The organism is Maribacter sp. 1_MG-2023, from assembly GCF_030547005.1.
GTDB lineage: Bacteria > Bacteroidota > Bacteroidia > Flavobacteriales > Flavobacteriaceae > Maribacter.
The window spans coordinates 55877-79804 of the sequence record NZ_JAUOPN010000015.1 but is presented as its reverse complement, the minus strand read 5'-3'; the positions used below and the strand labels follow the sequence as shown (position 1 = coordinate 79804).

20 protein-coding genes are annotated in these 23928 nt (G+C 35.7%); 7 read left to right on the top strand and 13 right to left on the bottom strand.

The genetic code is table 11. The features are described 5' to 3' along the window. Window positions 1–13 precede the first annotated feature (13 nt). The 6 genes from gldL to Q4500_RS15495 all read right to left on the bottom strand — a co-directional run bounded on the left by gldL (window position 14) and on the right by Q4500_RS15495 (window position 8241). Entirely contained in the window at window positions 14–670 is a 657-nt protein-coding gene (gene gldL, locus Q4500_RS15520) for a gliding motility protein GldL (protein ID WP_303600512.1), read from the bottom strand. An 83-nt stretch (window positions 671–753) separates the two neighbouring features. Beyond that, window positions 754–2118, bottom strand: a complete 1365-nt coding sequence (gene gldK / locus Q4500_RS15515) for a gliding motility lipoprotein GldK (RefSeq protein ID WP_303600511.1) — start codon at window positions 2116–2118, stop codon at window positions 754–756. 121 nt (window positions 2119–2239) lie between these two features. After that, window positions 2240–3397, bottom strand: coding sequence for a formimidoylglutamase (locus Q4500_RS15510; protein ID WP_303600510.1), 1158 nt, complete (start codon window positions 3395–3397; stop codon window positions 2240–2242). A gap of 58 nt (window positions 3398–3455) precedes the next feature. Next, window positions 3456–5960, bottom strand: coding sequence for a type I DNA topoisomerase (gene topA / locus Q4500_RS15505; protein ID WP_303600509.1), 2505 nt, complete (start codon window positions 5958–5960; stop codon window positions 3456–3458). Between the two features lie 213 nt (window positions 5961–6173). Next, window positions 6174–7439, bottom strand: a complete 1266-nt coding sequence (locus Q4500_RS15500) for an LVIVD repeat-containing protein (protein WP_303600508.1) — start codon at window positions 7437–7439, stop codon at window positions 6174–6176. A gap of 58 nt (window positions 7440–7497) precedes the next feature. Next, complete coding sequence (locus tag Q4500_RS15495) at window positions 7498–8241, bottom strand: hypothetical protein (RefSeq protein WP_303600507.1); 744 nt, start codon at window positions 8239–8241, stop codon at window positions 7498–7500. Between the two features lie 150 nt (window positions 8242–8391). Here Q4500_RS15495 and miaB point away from each other — a divergent pair, with 150 nt between their 5' ends. The 7 genes from miaB to groL all read left to right on the top strand — a co-directional run bounded on the left by miaB (window position 8392) and on the right by groL (window position 15348). Continuing rightward, a complete protein-coding gene (gene miaB / locus Q4500_RS15490; protein WP_303600506.1) occupies window positions 8392–9837 on the top strand; it encodes a tRNA (N6-isopentenyl adenosine(37)-C2)-methylthiotransferase MiaB in 1446 nt (481 codons plus the stop codon). Between the two features lie 20 nt (window positions 9838–9857). After that, window positions 9858–11144, top strand: a complete 1287-nt coding sequence (locus Q4500_RS15485; protein ID WP_303600505.1) for a sigma-54-dependent Fis family transcriptional regulator — start codon at window positions 9858–9860, stop codon at window positions 11142–11144. A 21-nt stretch (window positions 11145–11165) separates the two neighbouring features. Beyond that, window positions 11166–11687, top strand: coding sequence for an LptE family protein (locus Q4500_RS15480; RefSeq protein ID WP_303600504.1), 522 nt, complete (start codon window positions 11166–11168; stop codon window positions 11685–11687). A 5-nt stretch (window positions 11688–11692) separates the two neighbouring features. Further along, on the top strand, window positions 11693–12811 hold the full coding sequence (locus tag Q4500_RS15475) for a tetratricopeptide repeat protein (protein ID WP_303600503.1): 1119 nt from the start codon (window positions 11693–11695) through the stop codon (window positions 12809–12811). A 6-nt stretch (window positions 12812–12817) separates the two neighbouring features. After that, window positions 12818–13171 carry a preprotein translocase subunit SecG gene (gene secG, locus Q4500_RS15470; protein ID WP_303600502.1) on the top strand — a complete coding sequence of 118 codons (354 nt, stop codon included), beginning with the start codon at window positions 12818–12820 and terminating at the stop codon, window positions 13169–13171. A 148-nt stretch (window positions 13172–13319) separates the two neighbouring features. Next, the gene (gene groES / locus Q4500_RS15465; protein WP_036156781.1) at window positions 13320–13598 is read left to right on the top strand and encodes a co-chaperone GroES; all 279 of its coding nucleotides are present in this window, start codon (window positions 13320–13322) and stop codon (window positions 13596–13598) included. Window positions 13599–13716: 118 nt separating this feature from the next. Continuing rightward, window positions 13717–15348 carry a chaperonin GroEL gene (gene groL / locus Q4500_RS15460; RefSeq protein ID WP_303600501.1) on the top strand — a complete coding sequence of 544 codons (1632 nt, stop codon included), beginning with the start codon at window positions 13717–13719 and terminating at the stop codon, window positions 15346–15348. 416 nt (window positions 15349–15764) lie between these two features. On the opposite strand, the gene Q4500_RS15455 is transcribed toward groL, so the two are convergent. The 7 genes from Q4500_RS15455 to Q4500_RS15425 all read right to left on the bottom strand — a co-directional run bounded on the left by Q4500_RS15455 (window position 15765) and on the right by Q4500_RS15425 (window position 23684). Further along, complete coding sequence (locus tag Q4500_RS15455) at window positions 15765–16133, bottom strand: heavy-metal-associated domain-containing protein (RefSeq protein ID WP_303600500.1); 369 nt, start codon at window positions 16131–16133, stop codon at window positions 15765–15767. A gap of 21 nt (window positions 16134–16154) precedes the next feature. Further along, the gene (locus Q4500_RS15450) at window positions 16155–18419 is read right to left on the bottom strand and encodes a TonB-dependent receptor (RefSeq protein ID WP_303600499.1); all 2265 of its coding nucleotides are present in this window, start codon (window positions 18417–18419) and stop codon (window positions 16155–16157) included. A 21-nt stretch (window positions 18420–18440) separates the two neighbouring features. Next, window positions 18441–20933 carry a heavy metal translocating P-type ATPase gene (locus Q4500_RS15445; RefSeq protein WP_303600498.1) on the bottom strand — a complete coding sequence of 831 codons (2493 nt, stop codon included), beginning with the start codon at window positions 20931–20933 and terminating at the stop codon, window positions 18441–18443. Between the two features lie 59 nt (window positions 20934–20992). Further along, a complete protein-coding gene (locus tag Q4500_RS15440; protein ID WP_303600497.1) occupies window positions 20993–21826 on the bottom strand; it encodes an NHL repeat-containing protein in 834 nt (277 codons plus the stop codon). Next, window positions 21826–22455 carry a heavy-metal-associated domain-containing protein gene (locus tag Q4500_RS15435; RefSeq protein ID WP_303600496.1) on the bottom strand — a complete coding sequence of 210 codons (630 nt, stop codon included), beginning with the start codon at window positions 22453–22455 and terminating at the stop codon, window positions 21826–21828. The genes Q4500_RS15440 and Q4500_RS15435 overlap by 1 nt, the downstream gene beginning before the upstream one ends. A 24-nt stretch (window positions 22456–22479) precedes the next feature. Continuing rightward, window positions 22480–23250 carry a hypothetical protein gene (locus Q4500_RS15430; RefSeq protein WP_303600495.1) on the bottom strand — a complete coding sequence of 257 codons (771 nt, stop codon included), beginning with the start codon at window positions 23248–23250 and terminating at the stop codon, window positions 22480–22482. 62 nt (window positions 23251–23312) lie between these two features. After that, window positions 23313–23684, bottom strand: coding sequence for a hypothetical protein (locus Q4500_RS15425; protein ID WP_303600494.1), 372 nt, complete (start codon window positions 23682–23684; stop codon window positions 23313–23315). Window positions 23685–23928 lie beyond the last annotated feature (244 nt).

Here is a 23928-nt window from a genome sequence, read left to right as displayed (position 1 = left end):
GTAAAAATCCAAATTAGTTTTTGCTCATTGCAGATAACATACCACCATATACACCATTCAATGAAGAAAGGTTTGTAGACAAAGATGCCATTTGATCTTTAAGTGCACTTGCATTTTGAACAACTTCTTCATTAACTGAAGCTTGTTTGCTAGCACTTTCTAATTGTACTTTATAAAGACTATTCAAAGACTCCATTTGAGAAGCAGCATGAACCATTTCACTAGAATATTTCTTAGTAGATTCCATTGCATCAACTGTTGGAGCGATACCTTTAGCAGCACCTTCAAAGTTTTTAATGCTTGAACCTAAGCTTTCCATAAGACTTGCGTCTACACCAGCTTCTTTTAATAAATCATCTAATTTCTTAGATAAAGATGCTTCAGCTTCTTTTACTTCTGTTGCAGCTTGTGCTTTCTTAGGTGCTTTACCTTCACCACCTGCTAATTCTGGGTATACTAATGCCCAATCTAAATCTTCATCTACTGGTTCGAATGCACTGATCGCGAAAATTAAAGCTTCTGTAATAAGACCTATCGCTAAAAGAATACCACCATTTAATGGTCCTAACTCCCAGTGAAGAATTTTAAATAATGCACCAATAATTACAACTGATGCTCCTAGCCCGTAGGCCATGTTAAATAATTTTTTTGTGGATTTTGACTGTGCCATGTTTAATTTAATTTAAGGTTTAAAAAAAAAGATTTGGTTAAAAAATGAATTTGAATTTATATTAAAACTGTTAATATTATTATTTATTGTGTGGAATCTTCCTCACCCATATAATCTTGTACTGTTCTGAAACCGATGTAACTACGAGCTGAATCAGCGTATTCGTAATCTCTTGTACTTACTTGTAAGAAGTAAGCTACATCTTTCCAGGATCCACCTCTAATAACTTTTCTAGTATTAGATGAGTCACCTCCATTAGGGTTCATTGTTGATACATAATCGTATGCACTTGGATCGTAACTTGAATTTGTCCACTCAGAAACGTTACCAGCCATATTGTACATATTAAAGTCATTAGGCTCGTAAGATTTCGCTTCTACTGTATATAAAGCAGCATCTGCAGCATAATCTCCACGTTGTGGTTTAAAGTTTGCCATAAAACAACCAGTATCACTGATTACATATGGTCCACCCCATGGATACGTACCACCTTCGATACCACCTCTTGCTGCATATTCCCATTCAGCTTCTGTTGGAAGTCTAAATTGATTAACGAATTGTCTACTACGACTCTTGTTATCATCATTTTTGAACTTCGTTCTCCAGTTACAGAATGCTTTAGCTTGTTGCCAACTGATACCAACTACAGGGTATTCGCTATACGCATCATGCCAGAAATAATCATTATGCATTGGTTCGTTATAAGAATAAGAGAAATCTCTGATCCAAACTGTTGTATCTGGGTATATCTCAACTTCTTCTGTACGAATGAAGTCTTTACGACTCTTGTTTCCTTTTACAGAAGCACGTGCAGCTGCTTCGATATCCATCCAGCTATACTTATACTTAAGACTTTTAACATCTATGGTACGCTGACCATTATAAGACTCTTCTTCAGATAGATAGATAGAATCCATAATTTCGGTATAATACTCATCTGGATAGTCTGATGTGTTCCATACCAGGTCTTCATCTTTGCTCAACGCTCTACCTTCGTAGCCCGTTTCGCCCATACCCGAGTAATTGTCCAACATATACTTATCGTATACAGATGCTCTTGTAGTATCTGCATCTTTAAAAGCATAGTCACCAATACCGCCTTCTTCTGGGCCGATACCTAACTCATCAGCTAAAATGGCTAACTTGGTTCTAACGATAGAATCCTTCACCCATTCTACAAACTGACGATACTCACTGTTCGTGATTTCGGTATCATCCATGTAAAAAGAACGTACCGTAACTGTCTTAGTCGGCGCATTCAATAACTTTCCTTGATCTTCTTCACTCTTACCCATTATGAAAGAACCCCTTGGGATAAGTTCCATTCCATATGGTTTTTCTGGGTACCATTTTTTTCCCTGGACTCCAGTTAGCTCACCTTTTTGCTTAGACCCACAACTTGTGAGTAAAAAAACAAACGCTATAGAGGATAACAATAGCTTCTTCATACTTTAGGTTAAATTTCGATTATGGTTAAACTCAGAATACAATAATTTATTCTATCAACTAAAACTAGGTTTTATATAAAATATTGTATTAAAGTCTTTTTATGCTTTAAAAAAAATAATGTTAATTAAAGCCTTTCTTGTAGGCCTTAAACCACCTTTCTGGAATTTGTTGATTACATGCATCTAAATAATCCTTCTCGGTGCAAGGTAATAACGCTGGTGTATGGCCTTTAGTATGTGAAGTAAAAATAGATGGAACTTCTGTCCACCATCTTTCTGTTAATAAACTTTTGTAGAATACTAATTCTTCGTCTTCGCTAGGTACATTATACTTAACAAAGTCATCAGTTTTGGTATATGGAGATTCTTTAATTCTAAAATTGATACCTTCTATAAAGTACCATATTATCTGCGCTATCAGCTGTTGCGACTGTACGGTGTTCTCCATTTCGTACAACCCAAATACAGAAACTTTATCGCTAATACCGGCATATCTAGAAATGGCACAGATCTCTCTACCATTAAATCCGTTCGGAGAAAAATTTGCTGATGAAGAAATTTCACTTGCTTTAACAGATCGCAAGTCTAAACTTACCATATGTGCATTTCTAAGCACAGGTTCTGCTAAAGAAATGTCGTTTGCAACTTCTCCAAGTCTATAGGCGTCAAAAAATAAACGCTCCATTAAATCTATTTCTTCTTGAGCATTAAAATAACTTTGATAGCCAATATTTGAGAAATTAAAAAGATTATTTGGCTTATCTGTTATGATTTTACTCATATAGGAATGTGATGATATAAGCTCATCTTCTATTCCAAAATCGAACCTACTATCTATCGCTACCAGATTTATCATATCTCTGATGCCATCAAAAGCTCTGTAAGCTGGGTAGGTTATATCTTGTGTTGCTCCTAAAATAATAGGAATAACATGTTCTTCTAATAACTCAGCCACTACTTCTTTAACAACAAAATAAGTGTCATTTACGGTAGCGCCTTCTTCAATATCACCTAGATCTACAATGCTTGCATTCCAGTTTCCTATTAGAAGCTTGTAGAATTGTAATCGTATTGCAGAGACATCTAACTTCTCATGCTTCTTTTCGTAGGCATTTCTAGATTCTCTAACCCCAATTATTGCTACCGTGGCATTTGCCAATACTGGCAAACCATCCTTTTCGGTATGAATATGGGTGTTTTTACCAATGGACTGACTAGGTAGTAACTCATTATGGGCTAAAACTTTATCCGATACCGGAACTAGAAAATCAAAGGCCATTTATTAAAGGTTTTTAAAAATCATAAAATACTATACTAATCTTCGACCTAAAATTAAATTACTTTTTTGACTTAGGTTTAGCTTTTGCCTTTTTCTTTGGAGTTTTTTTCTTCGGAGTTTTTGCCTCTATCAACTTCTGAGCTTCTTCTAAAGTCATATTGACAACATCGACAGTTTTTGCCAATTCTACCTTTATTTTACCTTTTAAGACATTATGACGACCCCATCTAGCTTTTTCTATACGTATGCCTTCTTCTTCCCAGTTATGAATAACCTTATCAATTTCTTTTTGCTTCTTTACTTCGATAAGCTCTATAATGTCGTCATTTGATAAATTATCAAAATCGTACTTTTTGTTCACATTGATAAACATACCGTTCCACTTAATGAACGGTCCAAATCTACCAGTACCTTTAGTTACCTCAAGATCTTCGTACATGGCAATTGGCGCATCGGCTTTCTGCTTGGCAACAATAAGTTCTATTGCCCTATCCATCTCTATTTCAAAAGCACTTTCGCCTTTATCCATAGAAATAAACTTTTCTCCGAACTTTACATACGGTCCAAATCTACCTACGTTAGCCAATACTTCTTCACCTTCATAAACTCCTAATTTTCTAGGAAGTTTAAAAAGGTCCATTGCCTCTTCGTATGAAATGGTATTTAAAGATTGTTCTGGTAACAAACTTGCGAATGTTGGTTTCTCTTCATCATCAACAGTACCTATTTGTACCATTGGTCCGAATCTACCTAAACGTACAGAAACTTGTTTCCCACTTTTAGGATCTTTACCTAATATTCTTTCACCGCTTGCACGATCTGCATTTTCTTCAACATCTACTACATTAGGATGAAAATCTTTGTAGAAGTTCTTCATCATTTTCTTCCAGTCTTCATCACCAGAAGCTATTTCATCAAAATCTTCCTCTACCTGTGCAGTAAAATTGTAATCTAATATATTGGCAAAGTTACTTACCAAGAAATCGGTAACGATCATACCGATATCTGTTGGTACCATTTTACCTTTATCTGAACCAACATTTTCAGTAAGGTTCTTTGTTTCTATTACATCTGACGCTAATAACAATTGTTGATATTTACGCTCTTTACCTTCAATAGTACCTTTCTCCACATAGCCTCTATTAAGAATTGTAGAAATTGTTGGTGCATATGTAGACGGCCTACCGATACCCAACTCTTCTAATTTCTTAACCAAAGATGCTTCTGTAAATCTATAAGGTGCTCTGGTAAAACGTTCTGTAGCTGAAATAAAATTATTCAACAAACGCTCGCTTTCTTTCATTGCAGGTAACATGCCTTCTTGTTCTTCGGCTACATCTTCATCATCTACACCTTCCATGTACACTTTTAAGAAACCATCGAACTTTATAACCTCACCGTTTGCAGTAAATTCTTCTGAATGCTTGCTTGCTTTAATCTTAACATTGGTACGTTCCAATTGTGCATCGCTCATTTGAGATGCAACTGTACGTTTCCAAATTAAGTCGTATAATTTAGATTGATCACGCTCCAATGACGGAGATTGATTACCCATATCTGTAGGTCTAATAGCTTCGTGTGCTTCTTGAGCTCCTTTAGACTTACCTTTAAAATTTCTTGTTTCGCTATATTCTTTTCCGTAATTCTTTTCAATAGCTTCTTTCGCTGATGTCAACGCTTCATTAGAAAGATTAACACTATCTGTTCTCATGTAAGTAATTAGACCCGCTTCATATAAACGTTGAGCTACTTGCATGGTTCTACCTACAGAAAAATATAACTTTCTTGATGCTTCTTGCTGTAATGTAGAGGTTGTAAACGGTGCAGATGGCGACTTCTTAGCCGGTTTCTTATCTAATTTGCTTACAGAAAAATCTGCAGCCTTATTTTTCTCTAAAAATGCTTTTGCTTCTTTTTCTGATTTAAAGGTCTTGTTCAACTTAGCTGAAAAAGTACTTCCTGCTTCAGTTTGAAACTCCGCTGCAATCTTAAATGATGCCTGTGGCTCAAAGCCTTCAATATCTCTTTCTCGTTCAACAATTAACCTAACGGCTACAGATTGAACACGACCGGCAGAAAGACCCGGTTTAATTTTTTTCCAAAGTACTGGAGATAATTGATACCCAACCAAACGGTCTAAAACTCGTCTCGCTTGTTGTGCATTTACAAGGTTGTAATTGATTTCCCTTGGGTTTTCAATTGCTTTTTGAATAGCAGCTTTTGTAACTGAGTTAAAAACAATACGTTTTGTCTTGTTCTTATCTAAACCTAGCTCTTCGGCCAAGTGCCAAGAAATAGCCTCTCCTTCTCGATCCTCATCACTCGCGAGCCATATAGTTTCTGCTTTATCTGCAAGACTTTTAAGCTTTTTCACTAAAGCTTGCTTGTCTTTATCGACTATATATTTCGGTGTAAAATCGCCTTCAACATCTACTCCCAGCTCCTTTGAAGGTAAATCGGCAATGTGACCAAAGCTCGATTCAACCTTAAAATCTTTTCCCAAAAACTTCTCTATAGTTTTGGCCTTTGCAGGAGACTCAACAATTACTAAATTTTTCGCCATCAACCTTGTTTATACTTACAAATGTATACTAAAAATTAAACTTTGGAATTTCAGGAATTTATTTTTTCCCATATTTCAATAGAGTTTAGCCTTTATTTTCATAAAAATCATGATTATTATATCGGCTATATCACAAGCCACAAACCAATTAGGGTACCGAAATAAAAAAAGGGAAGCTAAACTAGCTTCCCTTTTTTTAACCTTTTATTATTCTTACAATTGAAAGGTACTTAATAACCTAATGTCATTATCTACATATTCATATTGATACAATGTGCGATCACCGATCATTAATAATGATGATGCCAACGGTATAACATCATAGGCAATAATATTTTCGAATGAATTGACTAAAGTAACATTTGGCGCATCTGTTTTATCATATACTTTTAAACCTGAGTCTCCATCGCATACAAATAGTGCATTGCCTTTAACGCCTAATCCGTTTGGACCATCCATAGGATAAATCACTTTTAATTCCGGATTCTCAAGATTAGATATATCAATCACATACAATCCACTTTCGGTATTTCCACAGAAACCTCCTCCTTTTAAAGTTACATATGCATAATCGCCATCAACAACCACAGGATCACAAGCAGTACCATGCCTAAATTCTGAAATAAACTTCGGATTTTTCGGGTCTTCTATTCCATAAATATACATACCCTGAGCACCGCCTATAAATAAAATATTTCCCTGACTGTATATCGTTTCAATATCCCAAGCGACCTGCACATCATCTAAAACTTTTACATCTTCGACATCTGCAATGTTAAAAATATTAATGTTGCTATAATCTACTACGTATAAATAGTCGTCTATAATTTTAAAACGCGCCAAAGAACCGCCTTGCCCTATACCAGGCTGACCAGAATCATTACTTTCTGCTGTTTGAAGCGCTAAATCATCTGTATACCTATACCGCTCTTCATATTCTTCAACAGACCTTCTTTCTGTGTTTACCTCCCAGCCTACAACAATATCTTTACCATAATCAATGTCGTCATACTCGTAAAAATCTGCTTGAGGATATTCTATGTTCGAAAGCCATACATCATTATTATATATGGCATTTACAATTCTACTTTGAATGGTAATATTAGTAATATCTGATATGTCAAAAATCACCAAATCGCCGTAACTATCAGCATACAGCTTATCGTCTTTTATAGAAATATCGAAATTGCCCTCTAACTTTATAAAAGCAATGCTTTCTGGCGCTGACGGATTCTTATTATCTAAAACATGAAAACCAAGGTTTACATCATTTACAAAAATATAGTCTTGGTAAGCATATATTTTACCAGATGATACAATTGGTACTGGTTCTGTAACGTCAACAGCTTCTGCCTTAAATGAAATTGCATCTTGTACAATTGGTCTAGCCACTAAGTAATCTTCATACGGTCCATCATCATCACAAGAAACAAATGCAGATAATGCAATGGCACAAAAAAGAAAAACAAGATTCTTCATGGTCTATAATTTAACTGGTTCTAACCAAAAGATAAAGAAATAAGTAATAATTGCGTTATCAATAGTTTGAAATTTCTTCTACCTCATTAAAACCAACTCCGTCTTTATACATATAATACGTAGGTACTTTAGCAAGCATTGCAGTAAACAGTGCTCCTACGCAACATAAAATTAACCCTAGTTGTGCCACAAAAGCCGAAACGAAAACTAGACCAAAAATGACCAGCCAGTTTTTATTACCCAATGTAAAGCTAGCCTTCACCATTTCTAATGGAGAAAGTTCATTTGAAAACGCTAAAAAAGCAGGAATCAATGAAACTGGGACTATTACATAAAACATACCAATACCACAGGCCATCGCCCCTAAAATTGAGAGCCCGAATGTGTATAAAGCAAGAATAAAAACCTTACCTAAACGCCCTTCTTTAAAGAAATAGAAGTAATCATCACTAGATTCTTTTCCTAAATCTTTTTCTCTACACATCTTTAAAAATGCCGCATTTAATGCCAAAGCAAAAGTAGTTACCCCTAAAGCAAAAACAGGAAAAAGAATAGCCATTGCAATAGCCGCCATTGGTGGCAATTCATTATGCTGAAGCGCCTCTGGATCAGTTATACCCAAAGCAATCATAGGTATATACAAAACAATATAAAATGGGAGTATTACAACGAATGTTAAGAGCAAAATAATAAAGCCCTGTAACCACACCTTCTTAAAAAGGTCTATAGACCTACTGAATATGGTGCCAAATTCTAAATCTGGTTTCGATTTAATGTGTTGCGTCAAGTTTTCTAAATTCATAAGTATTGGTGGTTATAATTGGTGTTAAAACTAAATAATTTTCATGTAGAAAGCATAAACAAACCCTAAATAATCATGCCATCTTGTCATATTTTTGATTATAATAGTATCTTTGCCATCCAAAATATTTTATTGCAACGTATTACAAAAATGGAGAAAACCATAGACGAAAATGTGCAGGGCACAACTTTGGTAGTTGACGGAAAAGAGGCTAACAAACGAAATCTCTACATTGAGAGTTACGGTTGCGCCATGAACTTTGCAGACAGTGAAATTGTAGCATCTATACTTGCGACCGAAGGTTTTAACACCACCCAAACGTTAGAAGATGCCGATTTAGTACTTGTAAACACATGTTCTATTAGAGATAAAGCTGAACAGACCATACGTAAAAGATTAACCGAATATAATAAGGTAAAAAAAACTCGACCACATTTAAAAGTTGGAGTTCTTGGCTGTATGGCGGAACGCCTAAAAGACAAGCTTTTAGATGAAGAAAAAATAGTAGATATGGTCGTTGGACCAGATGCCTATAAAGATTTACCCAACTTAATAAAAGAAGTAGATTCTGGTAGAGATGCGGTTAATGTTATTCTTTCTAAGGATGAAACTTACGGCGATATTGCACCTGTTAGACTAAACACAAACGGGGTTACCGCTTTTGTCTCTATTACCAGAGGATGTGATAACATGTGTACATTTTGTGTTGTACCATTTACTAGAGGCCGTGAACGTAGTAGAGACCCACAATCTATTTTAACTGAAGTAAAAGAGCTTTCTGAAAACGGATTCAAAGAAATTACATTACTTGGACAGAATGTAGATAGCTATTTATGGTATGGCGGCGGACTCAAAAAGAATTTTGTGAATGCTTCTGATATGCAAAAAGCGACAGCTACCAACTTTTCTAAACTGTTAGAAATGGTTGCATTGGCAAACCCAAAAATGCGTATTCGCTTTTCAACATCAAACCCGCAAGACATGACTTTGGATGTGATTAGAACCATGGCCAAACATAAAAATATATGTAATCACGTTCATTTACCCGTACAAAGCGGTAGCAATCGCATTTTAAAGGAAATGAATCGTTTACACACTATAGAAGAGTATTTTGAACTGACAGATGAAATTAGAAAAATTCTACCTGGCTGCTCTATATCTCAAGATATCATTACTGGTTTCCCCACAGAAACGGAAGAGGATCATGCCGCTACTTTAAAAGCGCTAGAGCACGTAAAGTATGATTTCGGTTTTATGTATTCATATTCTGAAAGACCTGGCACCATGGCCGGCAGAAAAATGGAAGATGATGTACCAGAAGCTACAAAGAAGAGACGCCTTTCTGAAATTATAGCCTTACAGAGAAGTCACTGTCAGTTTAGAACAGAAAAACATGTAGGTCAGATCCAAGAGGTTTTAATAGAAGGAACTTCTAAAAAATCGGAACTCGAATGGAAGGGGCGAAACACTCAAAGTACTGTAGTGGTTTTTCCGAAAGAAAATTACAAGGTAGGCGACTTTGTAAACGTACAAATTAACGACTGCACTTCTGCAACCTTAAAAGGTGTTGCTGTTGGGTATTCTGACAATAACTAACTTTATAGTACCCATTTTATATGGAAAGCATACAAAGTATAAAACAACGTTTTGAAATTATTGGGCAAGACCCAAAATTGAACCGTGCCATTCAAAAAGCAATGCAAGTTGCCGCAACAGATATTTCAGTTTTGGTTACTGGTGAAAGTGGTGTTGGTAAAGAATCAATTCCGAAAATCATTCATTCGCTTTCTCATAGAAAACATGCAAAATATATCGCCGTTAACTGCGGTGCAATACCCGAAGGAACTATTGACAGTGAGCTTTTCGGACACGAAAAAGGTGCTTTTACAGGAGCTACACAAACTAGAAGCGGTTATTTCGAAGTCGCCGATGGTGGCACGATATTTTTAGATGAAGTTGGCGAATTACCATTAACTACTCAGGTGCGTCTTTTACGTGTGCTAGAAAATGGTGAATTTCTAAAAGTGGGATCATCTCAAGTTCAAAAAACAGATGTACGTATTGTAGCTGCCACGAATGTAAATATGTTCGAAGCGATTAAAAAAGAGCGTTTTCGAGAAGACCTTTATTACCGTTTAAGCACCGTAGAAATTAACATACCGCCATTGCGTGAACGTCAAGATGATATTCACTTGTTGTTTAGAAAATTTGCATCTGATTTCAGTCAGAAATATAAAATGCCTACCATCAGGTTAGACGACCATGCAGTATCTTTATTAATAAAATATAGATGGCCAGGTAACATACGTCAGTTAAGAAATATTGCAGAACAAGTTTCGGTTTTAGAGGAAAATAGAGCTATTACCGCCGCAACCTTGAATGGATATTTACCTCATAACACTACAAGCAATCTACCTGCAGTAGTCTCCAACACTAAATCTGAAAGCGATTTCAGCAACGAAAGAGAGATTCTATACAAGGTATTGTTCGATATGAAAGGTGACCTAAATGACCTTAAAAAGTTAACCATGGAGCTGTTAAAAAACAACGACTCTGAGAAGGTTCAAAAGGACAATGAAAACTTGATACGCAAAATCTACGGTAACGACGATGAAGATGATGCAGATATCGAACATGATACTCAAGAAGAAGCGCCAAGAAATCTTCTGCATTTACCCGAACCTAAAAAAGAAGAGCCTTCTTTAATTCAAGAATCATACGAAGACAAATATCATTTTGCCGAAGAAATTCAAGAAGAAGAAACCCTATCTTTACAAGAGAAAGAAGTAGAATTGATTAAAAAATCTCTGGAACGTAACCGAGGTAAAAGAAAGGCTGCAGCAACAGAATTAGGTATTTCTGAACGAACGCTTTACCGTAAAATAAAACAGTACGACCTTTAATTTAAAATGAATTCCAATTCAATGAGATACCTTAAAAAATCTATAATCTATATACTACCCGTCATCTTACTTTTAAGCTGCGGCGTATACAATTTTACAGGAGGTAATGTTGGTGAAGCCAAAACATTCAAAGTAAGCTATTTTCAAAACTATGCAACCCAGAGTCCGGGTTCTACTTTTGAACCAGGGGTAGATAGAGATTTCACTTTAGCACTACAAGACAGAATTCAAAATCAGACCAGTTTAGATCTTATTTCTTCTGGCAATCCAGATTTACTATACGAAGGCGAAATAACCGAATATAAAATTTCACCTATGTCTGCAACCGCTGCACAAACAGCAGCACAAAACAGACTTTCTATTAGAGTAAAAGTGCGTTTTTACAATCAGCTAAAAGAAGATGCTGCTTTTGACCAAAGTTTTTCTTTTTTCTATGATTATGATGCAGACACTCAATTAGCGACCGTAAAAAGCGAAGCACACGAAATAATTTTCGAAAGGTTAACACAAGATATTTTCAACGCCTCATTGGCAGATTGGTAGATCACATGAACGTTAAGGACTTTACATATTTTCTAGAACATCCTACCAAAGTGGTAGAACCCATACATACAAAACACCTAGAAGATATCATAGCTGAATATCCTTACTTTCAAGCTGCTCGCGCCTTACATCTAAAGGGATTAAAAAATTTAAACAGCTACAAGTACAATAAAGCATTGAAAGTAACTGCTGCCTACACTACGGACAGAGATGTACTTTTTGAGTTTATTACTTCCAAAGATTTTTTACAATATGATGGGGATATCCCAGAAGAGAATATTGTAGCATCCGAAAGTAAAGAAGAAGAAATAGTCCACATTGAAGAAACGGAGAAAATCTCAGAAAACGAACATATTGAGATTGTTAAAGAGATAGAAGAAGTAACTGAAATTGAAGCCGAAATTGAAACTGAAGATTCGATTACAGAAGATGAAATCGTAGAAATAGAAAAGAATGATTTTTCTACAAAAGAAACGGCTATAGCATCTTTAATTACGCCATCTAAAGATAAGCCCTTACCACAAGATGAACATGATGCTGACCAAATACTAGATCCTGAGTTATTTCAAACTAAAAACCCTTCAAATACCGAAGAAGAAAATGCTCTTGATATAGGCAAACCCTTAACTTTCGATGCCAAAGAGAAATATTCTTTTTCTGAATGGCTAAGTCTCGCTTCTAAAAAACCATTAGAAGAGTCTAAAGAAGATATTACTGAGACTCAAGAAGAAATTATTGAGCAACAACCAGTGGCAAGAGAAAGTAACATTAAAAAAACCGTACAAAAGGTAAAAGAAATCAAAATTACTCCAAAACCTATTAGAAAACCTAGGGCTAAAAGTGAAGCAATTAAAAAGAAATACGACCGTATTGATAAATTTATAGCCTCCAACCCTAAAATAGTGCCAACAGAGCAGAGTACCGTTATAGATATTTCAAAATCCTCTAAAATAGACCATAACGAACTGATGACAGAGACTTTAGCGAGGGTTTATCTAGAGCAAAAAAAGTACAAAAATGCAATTCAGGCTTACAAAATTTTAATTTTGAAATATCCAGAAAAAAGTAGTTTCTTTGCAGACCGAATAAAAGCGGTAGAAAAATTACGAAAAGATAATAAATAATTTAGAATGAGTACATTTTCAATTTTCCTAATACTTATCATTGTCGTTTGCTTATTGTTAGTATTAGTGATCATGGTACAGAACCCAAAAGGTGGCGGACTTTCTTCTTCTTTTGGCGGAGGAGGTAACCAAGTTGTTGGCGGAGTTAAAAAAACAGGTGACTTTTTAGATAAAAGTACGTGGACTCTAGCAGGTTTATTAATAGTTTTAATCTTAGCATCGAATGTTGCCCTTAAAGGTAATTACGGTGATGCCGATTCAAAATTATTACAAGGTGATGATATCGAAACTGTAGTACCAGAAACGCTACCAGAAACAGTAACACCACCTGTAACTAATGATGAAACACCTTCAGAATAGTTTATAATATTATTACTACATAATATTTAAATGCCAGCTTGTCATAAGCTGGCATTTTTCGTTTACAATTTGTCAGGAAACAGGCAATGGCATAATTTCTGCTTTTATGTTATCACGAAACTAAAAATCAATTTAAAAACTAATAATTATGGCTAAAGTTAATATCAAACCATTGGCAGACAGAGTTCTTATCGAGCCAATGGCAGCTGAAACTAAGACTGCGTCTGGACTTTATATTCCTGATACTGCAAAAGAGAAACCACAGAAAGGTAAAGTTGTAGCCGTGGGTCCTGGAACAAAAGATGACAGTGTTACCGTTAAAGTTGGTGATACCGTTCTTTACGGAAAATACGCCGGAACCGAATTGAAGTTAGAAGGTACAGATTACTTAATGATGAGAGAAAGTGATATTCTTGCTATTATCTAAAAATAGCAATTGGTCATTGGCTCTTAGCCAATAGCCTTTAAATTTTCATTTAAAAAAATTAATAATTTTCTTGGCTTTATGCCTAGTGCAAAAGTCATAAATCAAAATAAAATTAAAAATGGCAAAAGATATTAAGTTTGACATAGATGCAAGAGACGGCCTTAAAAGAGGTGTTGATGCATTGGCAAATGCTGTAAAAGTAACATTAGGTCCAAAGGGTAGAAACGTTATTATCAGCAAATCATTTGGTGCTCCACAAGTAACTAAAGATGGTGTTACCGTAGCAAAAGAAATTGAATTGGCTGACCCATTAGAAAACATGGGTGCGCAAATGGTTAAAGAAGTTGCTTCTAAAACCAATGATCTAGCAGGTGACGGTACCACTACCGCTACAGTTTTAGCTCAAGCTATCGTAAAAGAAGGTTTGAAAAACGTTGCTGCAGGTGCAAACCCAATGGATTTAAAAAGAGGAATCGACAAAGCTGTTGAAGCTATCGTTGCCGATTTAGCTAAACAAGCTAAAAAAGTTGGTGATTCTTCTGAAAAAATTAAGCAAGTTGCTTCTATTTCAGCTAACAACGACGAAACTATTGGCGATTTAATCGCAAAAGCTTTCGGTAAAGTTGGTAAAGAAGGAGTTATTACTGTTGAAGAGGCTAAAGGTACAGATACGTATGTTGATGTTGTTGAAGGTATGCAGTTCGATAGAGGTTACTTATCTCCATATTTCGTAACCGATTCTGAAAAGATGGTTTCTGAATTAGAAAGTCCTTACATTTTATTGTTCGACAAGAAAATTTCTTCAATGAAAGATTTACTTCCTGTATTAGAGCCAGTTGCTCAATCAGGTAAGCCTTTATTGATTATCGCTGAAGATGTTGATGGTGAAGCATTAGCTACATTGGTTGTAAACAAATTAAGAGGTTCTTTAAAAATTGCCGCTGTTAAGGCTCCAGGTTTTGGTGACCGCAGAAAAGCAATGCTAGAAGATATCGCAATCTTAACTGGTGGTACTGTTATTTCTGAAGAAAGAGGTTTCTCTTTAGATAACACTACACTAGATATGTTAGGTACTTGTGAAAAAGTACAGATTGATAAAGACAATACAACTATCGTTAACGGTGGTGGTGTTGCAAAAGATATCAAAACTAGAGTTAATCAGATTAAATCTCAAATCGAGACAACTACATCTGACTACGATAAAGAAAAACTTCAAGAGCGTTTAGCTAAATTAGCTGGTGGTGTTGCAGTACTTTACGTAGGTGCAGCTTCTGAAGTTGAAATGAAAGAGAAAAAAGACCGTGTTGATGATGCATTACACGCTACAAGAGCTGCCGTTGAAGAAGGTATTGTTGCTGGTGGTGGTGTTGCACTGGTAAGAGCTAAATCTGTTCTTAGCAAGGTTTCTACTGAAAATGAAGATGAGGCTACAGGTTTACAAATCGTTGCCCGTGCTATCGAAGCCCCTTTAAGAACTATCGTTTCTAACGCTGGTGGTGAAGGTTCTGTAGTTATCGCTAAAATACTTGAAGGTAAAGGTGATTTCGGATACGATGCTAAAACTGAGCAGTATGTTGAAATGATGAAAGCAGGTATTATTGATCCGAAGAAAGTAACTAGAGTAGCATTAGAGAACGCTGCTTCTGTTGCCGGTATGATCTTAACTACTGAATGTGCTTTAACTGACATTAAAGAAGATGCTCCTGCTATGCCTCCTATGGGTGGTGGCGGAATGCCAGGCATGATGTAGGTCGATAGTATCGACAGGCAATTACTAGCTTGTTCTTACAGTTTATATTATTTAAAACCGTTCTTGAAATTTCAAGTACGGTTTTTTTATTTCAAATATGAGCAACAAAAAAACCACCTTCTTTATTTACAGAAGGTGGTTTTATCGTCCAAACGGTATCGCCTTCTAAAGGCAACAACTTAACTACTTCTTTTTAGGAGCAGCTTTTGGAGCAGCCTTTTTTCCAGCTTTTGCCGGAGAAGGTTTTGCAGCTGGTTTTCCTGCTGATTTTGCTTGTGCCATTGTTATAGAATTAAAGATAAATCTATAGCTAATGTATTTCAGATTTTGATTCGTGATAATTGCGTTGGCAAAAAATTAACTAAAATTCTTTACTGGGTTTTCAGTCCAAAATCAAACTTGACAAAAGGCAATTATTACTGCTTATTTCCATGGTGTTTTCCATCATCAGAATTGTCTTCTCTATACAAACAGCAAGGGTGCACACTATTGTATGCCTCATCAGTTGCTTTTAATTCTTTGGTATCGTGACCCACAGCAACTATTGCTGTTTTAACCTTCATGGCATCGGTCTTACGCTCATCCATTATTATATTTAGCTGATGTGTTGGTATACTCCAATTTGCATATTTTACACCTTTCACATTTAAGGCTGCTTCTTCTATACGCTCTTTACACATGGCACATCTACCATTGACATCAAAAGTTACTTTCTTGTTCTTGTCTTGTGCATAGGTTACTACTGCAATAAGCATCATTGCTATTGATAAAATCGTTGCTTTCATTGTTTTTATATTAATCGTTAGTTACTGAATTTTAAATCTGAATCCGCCATAGAACATTCTTCCCATAATTGGCGCATATACTATAGTTGTATCAAAATTGGGACCAAAAGGATCATTCGCTCCTAAAACTGGATTATTTTGTTGTTCTCCTGTTAAATTCTCGCCACCTATATATAACTCTATCCTATTAGAAAACACCTTGGTTATTTGGGCATTCATTAAATTATAAGGTGATGAATATTCGCCTAATTGATACGCCGGCTCATTAACACTGGTATCAGGTAATCTCATTTTACCTAAAGCATGCAAGGTATAATCGAACTTCCACTGTGCACCGTTTTCTTTTGCTTCGGTCTCATAACCTAAATTAGCAAAAAATCGGTTTTGAGCCAATAACGGTTTTTGTAGATTGCCGCTATTATAATCGGTCGATACATCATAAAACTTATATGACGTTCTAAAATTTAAACGGGTTAATAGCTCGTAATTAACCTCAACTTGAAAACTCTTAGCACTACTATCTCCATCTAAATTATAAAAAGAAACCTCTTGCGGATTTTCCCAATCTACTACTACTTGATTTTCAAAATCGGTGATATAATAATCCAACGAAATATCTCCTTTTTTATTTAAGAAATTGAATCCCTGCAAAAAGCTTACTCCGTAATTCCATGCATCTTCCGGATCTAAACCATACACCTTACCTCCTGTATTGCCTATATTAATTTGCCTTGCGGATGCAAACAACTGCTGATTCTCTGCAAAAATATTTGCAGCTCTTTTACCTCTACCAAATGAACCTCTTAGACTCCCTTTTTCCCATGGTGTATATCTAATATGAAATCTAGGCGTTACAAAAGTACCTAACCTATTATGGTTATCTACTCGTAAACCAGCAGTAAGACTTACTTTTTCTAGATTCTCATAGCTATATTCAAAAAATGCTCCTACAGACGTGTCGTCTCTAGAATAATCTGTTGCAGCAACCATTTCATCATAACCATCATAAGCAAATGTAATTCCAGTTTTAAACTTATTTCTAGTATCACCAATTATAGAATTAAAAAGCAAATTACTATACAAACTTTCATGATTGATATCATAGGTTCTAAATCCGAAATAGGAATCTTGTTTATGTAAACTGTATGATGTTTGAAAACCTAAACTTTGAAAGGGCAATTCAGGAAAAACATAACCAAGTTTTAATGAAGTATCGAACCTACGTGTATTAATCTCACTACCCCACACTTCGGCTCCGCTCAGTGACCTATTACTACCATCTACCCTATCTGTATCAGGATTAAAATCTACTTGCCCTACTTGTTTTTCATCATTTAAAAAACGAACATTGAAGAAACTTACCCACCCCTTTTCTGCATCTTGATACTGCCAACGGTTCATTACATTTATTTGATCCGCCAAAGGAGCATCTAAAAATCCGTCTTCATTATTATCTTCTTTTTGTGTTCGCTTGTTTCCATGAATATACAACCCTGTACTCCACTTGTCGGTCAACTTTCTATTAAAATGCGTATTCAGTTCATAACGTCCATTTTGATTGGCATATCCATTTACAAAAACAGCATTATCAGTTAATGGTTTTACCAGCTCTGTATTTATTTGTCCGGATATACTTTCATAGCCATTAACGACACTACCTGCACCTTTTGTAATTTGAATACTCTCTATCCATGTACCAGGTGTAAATGTTAATCCATATGCCTGTGATGCTCCACGAACCATAGGAATATTCTCTTGTGTGATTAATAAATACGGACTCGTCAATCCCAACATTTGTATTTGTTTGGTCCCCGTTAATCCGTCAGAAAGATTTACATCTATAGATGGATTGGTTTCAAAACTTTCTGCCAAATTACAACAAGCCGCTTTCAACAACTCCGCACTATTAACGGTAATGACGTTCTGTGGACTGAAATACGTCTTCTGTATTGGATCTCGCTCTTGTTGTACCACAACCTCATCTAATTCATTAGATGGTTTTAAACTTACGCGAATTGTCTTTGGTTCATTTATAGTTAATGTATCAGTTTCAAAACCGACATAACTAATTATTAATTTATTAAATTCTTTTTTATACGGAATTGAAAATTTACCATCAAAATCTGTCACCACTCCCGTTTGAGAGTCTTGCCAATAGACATTTGCACCCGAAAGTGTCAATGCATTAGACCCTTCAGAATCTAACACTACACCTTCTACCTTTTCTTGAGAAAAAGCAAACCACGGCAACATGGCTATTATTGTTAGTACTATATATTTATTCATTTAATTTTTTATTCAATTTGATTAATCAATTTTTGCTGCTCTTAATCGCAATGCATTTGCAATCACTGAAACAGAACTAAAACTCATTGCTAAAGCCGCAATCATAGGCGATAGCAACAATCCAAAAAACGGATACAAAACTCCCGCTGCAATTGGGATACCAACGGTATTATAAATCAGTGCAAAAAATAAGTTTTGCTTGATATTTTTCATAACAGCTTTACTCAAGTTGTGTGCTTTCACAATACCATGTAAATCACCTTTAACCAGCGTAATAGTTGCACTCTCAATAGCAACATCTGTACCTGTACCCATAGCAATACCAACATCACTTTTTGCTAATGCAGGCGCGTCATTTATACCATCGCCAGCAACAGCCACTTTTTTACCCTCTGACTGCAAACGTTCCACTTCTGCTAGCTTGTCTTGAGGAAGCATTCCTGCTTTAAATTCTGCTAAATTCAAATGTTCAGCTACAGCCTTTGCCGTATCATAATTATCACCTGTTAACATGATTACCGAGATACCAGATTTCTGAAGCGCTTCAATCGCCTTTTTACTTGTCTCTTTAATCTGGTCACCAATAGCCACAAAACCAACAGCATTACCATCAATCGCTACATAAGAAACTGTTTTACCTTGCTTTTGATGCGCAACAACAACTACTTGTAAATTTTCAGGAATAGCCACTTTAGCCTCACCCATCATTTTATCATTTCCTAAAACAACAGATTCTCCATTAATTTTACCAGCAACACCCATACCCGTAATAGAATTAAAATCATCAACTTTTATTAGTTCTACATTTTGAGATTTTCCGTAATTAACGATAGCATCTGCTAATGGATGCTCACTTAACTGATTTAAAGAAACGATATACTGCAGCACCTTTTCTGAGTCACTTTCTGCTATGCTCCCTACTTTTTCTACCGATGGCTTCCCTTCGGTTATAGTTCCTGTTTTATCTATAATTAGCGTATCAATTTTATCCATACGCTCAAGTGCTTCGGCATTTTTAATCAACACACCAGATTGCGCTCCTTTACCCACACCTACCATAACAGACATGGGTGTTGCCAAACCTAATGCACACGGACAAGCAATAATTAATACCGCAATAGCATTTACCAACGCAAATACATAAGCTGGATCAGGTCCGAAAATGATCCAAACTATAAAAGTTACAATAGAAATAAAGACAACTGCCGGTACAAAATAACTAGATATTTTATCTGCTAGTTTTTGAATAGGCGCCTGGCTACGACTCGCCTTGTTCACCATATCAATGATTTGAGATAAGAGCGTATCTGCCCCTACTTTCTCTGCTGTCATTATAAATGAACCCTTACCATTTATAGTACCTGAACTTATTATATCACCGACTACTTTTTGAACCGGTACAGGTTCACCTGTAATCATAGATTCATCGACTGTGCTTTCACCTTCATAAATACTACCATCTACAGGTATTTTATCGCCTGGTTTTACGCGAAGCAAATCTCCTTTTGAAATCTGATCAATAGAAATGCTCTCTTCTTTACCGTCTACAATTTTAATAGCTTTATTAGGCGCTAATTTCAACAGTTCTTTTACCGCAGAATTCGTTTTACTATGTGCGCGAGCTTCTAATAACTGACCAAAAAGCACTAAGGTCAAAATCACCGTAGCTGCTTCGAAATAAACATGAACGGTACCTTGATCCGTTTTAAATTGTGGCGGAAAAAAATCGGGTACCAAAATAGCAAATACACTAAACAACCACGCCACACCTGCACCAATACCAATTAATGTAAACATGTTTAAATTCCATGTTTTTACCGAACGATAGGCACGTTCAAAAAACATCCACGTTGCATAAAACACCACAGGTATCGATAATGCAAATTGCACCCAGTTCCAATATTTTAAACTCAAAATATTTTGAAGCGGATTATTAGGTATCATTTCTGACATTGCAATTAAAAAAATCGGCAACGTAAACCCAACTGCTATTTTAAACTTATTCAGTAGTTTCTTATAACTCTTTTCTTCAGCTGAAATATCTTCTTGCTTCGGCACCAAGTCCATACCACAAATTGGACAATCACCAGGTTCATCACTAACAACCTCTGGATGCATTGGGCACGTATACTCTTGACCTTTATTCGTTGTAGCACTAGCCTCTTCTACCAAATCCATACCACAAACTGGGCAATCGCCAGGTTCTGTATATGTCTTTTCTCCTTCGCAATGCATTGGGCAGTAAAAAACACCATTACCATTCTCGACCGCCTTGGGTTTTGTAGCCTCATGCACATGAGCACCGAGTTCATGAATCGAATAATGCCCTCCGTCAGCTTCCATAGCCGCCTGCAAAGTTTTTAAAGGAATATGATTATCCATTTCCAAAACTGCTTCAGCCTTTTCTAAATTCACCGCAGCATTCGATACTCCGCTAATTTTAGCCAAGGTTTGCTCAACATGGCCTCTACAGCCATTGCAGGTCATACCAACTATAGTATATGTATGTTTCATTTGCTGTATTAAAAATATTATGTAAACCCAGATATCTAATCAATAATGTAGATAAAGAATTATTTCTTTATAACGATGGGCTGTTTATCAAAGAGATTAAGCTTCCCATTTCGATAATTTATAACGTAAAGCACTTCATCTTTAATCATCATATCAGTAGGTTTTTCAATCTGGTCTATTAACACCTGCAATAACTTGCCAGTCTTATCAAAAATGAGAACACGGTTGTTTTCAAAGTCAGTTACAAAAACTTCATTTTCTGAAACAAATATTCCTGTTGCTGCATTCATCTTCTGATTTTGACCCATCATTTGAAGAAAACCGCCTTTTTTATCAAACACTTGAATTCTATTATTATAGGCATCTGCAACCCAAATTTTATCTTTGGTAATTTGCACATCTGTTGGATAATAAAATTCTCCCTCAGCTTTTCCTTCCTTTCCAAAAGAAATCCAATTTGCACCATCAAAGTAAAGAATACGGTTATTGTAAAAATCTGCAATAGCTCTTTCATTATCAAAAACAGACACTCCCGCAGGGGCATCTAAAGAATCAGAAACCTGCATTACAAACCTCCCTTTTTCATCAACGGTTTCAATTACATCTTTTCCATACTGAGGAATAAAAATCGTTTCCTTCACAGCATCAATATGCATTGGTCGGTCTAACGAATCTATTGTTTGGGTAATCTTACCTTTTTCATTAATCTTTACTAATCGATTATGGTCACCATCAGATAGCCAAATATCTCCATTTACCTGTGTTAACCCAATAGGATTTACCCCGTCTAATTGAATAGTTCTAGACAACACCCACTCTTTAGGAACAGGTGCTTTTTCTTTACAAGCAGACGCAAAAACTAAAACGATGAGTATACATATACTTTTTCTCATTATTTATAGCTTAAACGTTCGTACTTACAACATGCTGGTAAATTTCCATAATCATCGGTATGTGCTTGATGGTTTTTGGTGTCATGACCTGCAACCGCTACTTCCTTTTCAATTTTTTCAAGAGAAGTTAATCCCGCATCAAATGAAACGTTCATGATTTTTGTATCCTTATCCCAAGAAACGGCAGAAACACCTTGCACAGATTCTGCAGCTTTGGTTATTCTAGCCTCACACATAGCACAGTTACCGGCTACCATTACCTTTTTACTCACCGTGCCTTCAGACTTTTTAGTCATTTCACTCGCAGATGATTCCTCAATTTCACCATTGGCACGTTCAACTTTTGCGGTAATTGGCGTGTAACCCGCTTTTTCAACTTGCTTCTCTACATCAGCTAGTGTTAATGCTTTTTCCGAAGGATAAGAAAAACTAAAGTCACCTGTTTCGATATCTATCTTCACATTTTTAATACCTTTAAACTCCTTGAATTTCTTCTCAAGACCATATGCACAAAACGGACAACCTAGACCATCTACCTGTACCATAAACTTATCCTTACCATCTTGTGCAACCGCACTAAAGACAACCATTAGCGTTAGTAACGCCGATATAATTATTGATTTTTTCATTATTTTATGTTTTAAAAATTTTTATTAAAATGAATATCTAGAACCTAAAAACAGGCTATAGTTTAATTTACGACCTGCTTCAATATCGTTTACCAACGGTACCTGTACCGCTAAGTCGAACGTAACATTCTTTCTTGCATACTGTAACCCTTGTGCGTACAATAATTGATACCAATCACGCTCTACCAGCCATAAATTGGTATATTCAAAATACAGATTGATTTGTTTATTAGGATACTGTGGCTTTAACAATGGAAGACCGAAACCGATTTTATGGGTCAAAGCATCTAAACTACCATCGGGTACCCAATTATAGCCCAGTTCGTTAGAAATACCATATTTCAGCGATTCGTAACCTGCAACAATTCCATAATATCCCGCATATTTGCCAGTACTTAAATCCATTACGTCCAATTCTTTACCAGTAGGCAGTGTTTGTAATGTTTTGGCTACCATTCTAAAGGTCTTGCCTGTACCATCTTTTCTAAAGAATTGATATTTTCCCATTATTTTAATATCCGCTAAACTGCTACCACTTGGTCCGTTTTCGATATCATAATTTATATAAGGTAAATGTATTGCCACCAAAGAATTAGAAGTTGGCAAATAATGTAGCATTACCGGAACATAGGTAAAATCACCTCTTTCCGTATGCCGTATCTCTGTTAAGGTTTTTGCAGTAAAGCTACCGCCACCCAACATAATTGGTTTATCAGCAGTAATAGGAGGACCTTGTGCCTCACAATATTGTATCCCAAATAGGATAATGGCTAAAAGCCAAGTAAAATTTTTCATTGAATATTAGATTTGATTAAAAAATGTGTGAACGCAAAAAGCGACGTATAACACGTTTTAAATCAAATCAAGAAAACTTGGTGTAGAATATTCAAATCTTCAGCCAATAAAGGCGGAGGATATAAATCAAAATCTATATTCTCATCTGTAATTTCTTCAAACAAGCCTATATAAGAACTTGTAAAAGAGATTAAGAATACCTGCTGTGAAAAATCAAAACTAGAAATATCATGTGTCAAATCATCTTGACCTTGCATGGTAAAAGCTTCGTCATTACAACAGTGCTTTTTTACTCTAGGTGCATCTTCCAATAAAGACAAACCAGCTTCCATGCCACAATCATCTGCGTGATTAAACAATGCTACATCCATAACACGACCCATACACAAATGCTTTTCTACTGTCCAAGAAATTGTAGACAGTAATAATAGCATTGCCATGAATATAGAAAATAGTTTATGTAGCAATTGTTTCACATTACAAAACTACGAAATATTAATATTTAAGAGCTTATACTTCATTTCTTTAACGAAATTTTGCTATAAGAAATGCCTTACATCTGCTAAACCCATAAAAAATGGCACATACAGTATACGATTTGCAATAATTTCAAGTTAAAAGGGTTAACACATTAACAAAATATTAATCATTAACAGATTTAACACTAACTATTTAAAT

Bases quoted from the DNA above. Each gene is read 5' to 3' on its own strand.
- Q4500_RS15485 (WP_303600505.1), top strand. From the start codon at position 9,858: ATGGAAAGCATACAAAGTATAAAACAACGTTTTGAAATTATTGGGCAA.
- Q4500_RS15475 (WP_303600503.1), top strand. From the start codon at position 11,693: ATGAACGTTAAGGACTTTACATATTTTCTAGAACATCCTACCAAAGTG.
- Q4500_RS15445 (WP_303600498.1), bottom strand. From the start codon at position 20,933: ATGAAACATACATATACTATAGTTGGTATGACCTGCAATGGCTGTAGA.
- Q4500_RS15495 (WP_303600507.1), bottom strand. From the start codon at position 8,241: ATGAATTTAGAAAACTTGACGCAACACATTAAATCGAAACCAGATTTA.
- Q4500_RS15430 (WP_303600495.1), bottom strand. From the start codon at position 23,250: ATGAAAAATTTTACTTGGCTTTTAGCCATTATCCTATTTGGGATACAA.
- Q4500_RS15450 (WP_303600499.1), bottom strand. From the start codon at position 18,419: ATGAATAAATATATAGTACTAACAATAATAGCCATGTTGCCGTGGTTT.
- Q4500_RS15500 (WP_303600508.1), bottom strand. From the start codon at position 7,439: ATGAAGAATCTTGTTTTTCTTTTTTGTGCCATTGCATTATCTGCATTT.
- topA (WP_303600509.1), bottom strand. From the start codon at position 5,960: ATGGCGAAAAATTTAGTAATTGTTGAGTCTCCTGCAAAGGCCAAAACT.
- secG (WP_303600502.1), top strand. From the start codon at position 12,818: ATGAGTACATTTTCAATTTTCCTAATACTTATCATTGTCGTTTGCTTA.
- Q4500_RS15455 (WP_303600500.1), bottom strand. From the start codon at position 16,133: ATGAAAGCAACGATTTTATCAATAGCAATGATGCTTATTGCAGTAGTA.
- Q4500_RS15425 (WP_303600494.1), bottom strand. From the start codon at position 23,684: ATGCTATTATTACTGTCTACAATTTCTTGGACAGTAGAAAAGCATTTG.
- gldL (WP_303600512.1), bottom strand. From the start codon at position 670: ATGGCACAGTCAAAATCCACAAAAAAATTATTTAACATGGCCTACGGG.
- Q4500_RS15480 (WP_303600504.1), top strand. From the start codon at position 11,166: ATGAGATACCTTAAAAAATCTATAATCTATATACTACCCGTCATCTTA.
- Q4500_RS15435 (WP_303600496.1), bottom strand. From the start codon at position 22,455: ATGAAAAAATCAATAATTATATCGGCGTTACTAACGCTAATGGTTGTC.
- groL (WP_303600501.1), top strand. From the start codon at position 13,717: ATGGCAAAAGATATTAAGTTTGACATAGATGCAAGAGACGGCCTTAAA.
- gldK (WP_303600511.1), bottom strand. From the start codon at position 2,118: ATGAAGAAGCTATTGTTATCCTCTATAGCGTTTGTTTTTTTACTCACA.
- Q4500_RS15510 (WP_303600510.1), bottom strand. From the start codon at position 3,397: ATGGCCTTTGATTTTCTAGTTCCGGTATCGGATAAAGTTTTAGCCCAT.
- groES (WP_036156781.1), top strand. From the start codon at position 13,320: ATGGCTAAAGTTAATATCAAACCATTGGCAGACAGAGTTCTTATCGAG.
- Q4500_RS15440 (WP_303600497.1), bottom strand. From the start codon at position 21,826: ATGAGAAAAAGTATATGTATACTCATCGTTTTAGTTTTTGCGTCTGCT.
- miaB (WP_303600506.1), top strand. From the start codon at position 8,392: ATGGAGAAAACCATAGACGAAAATGTGCAGGGCACAACTTTGGTAGTT.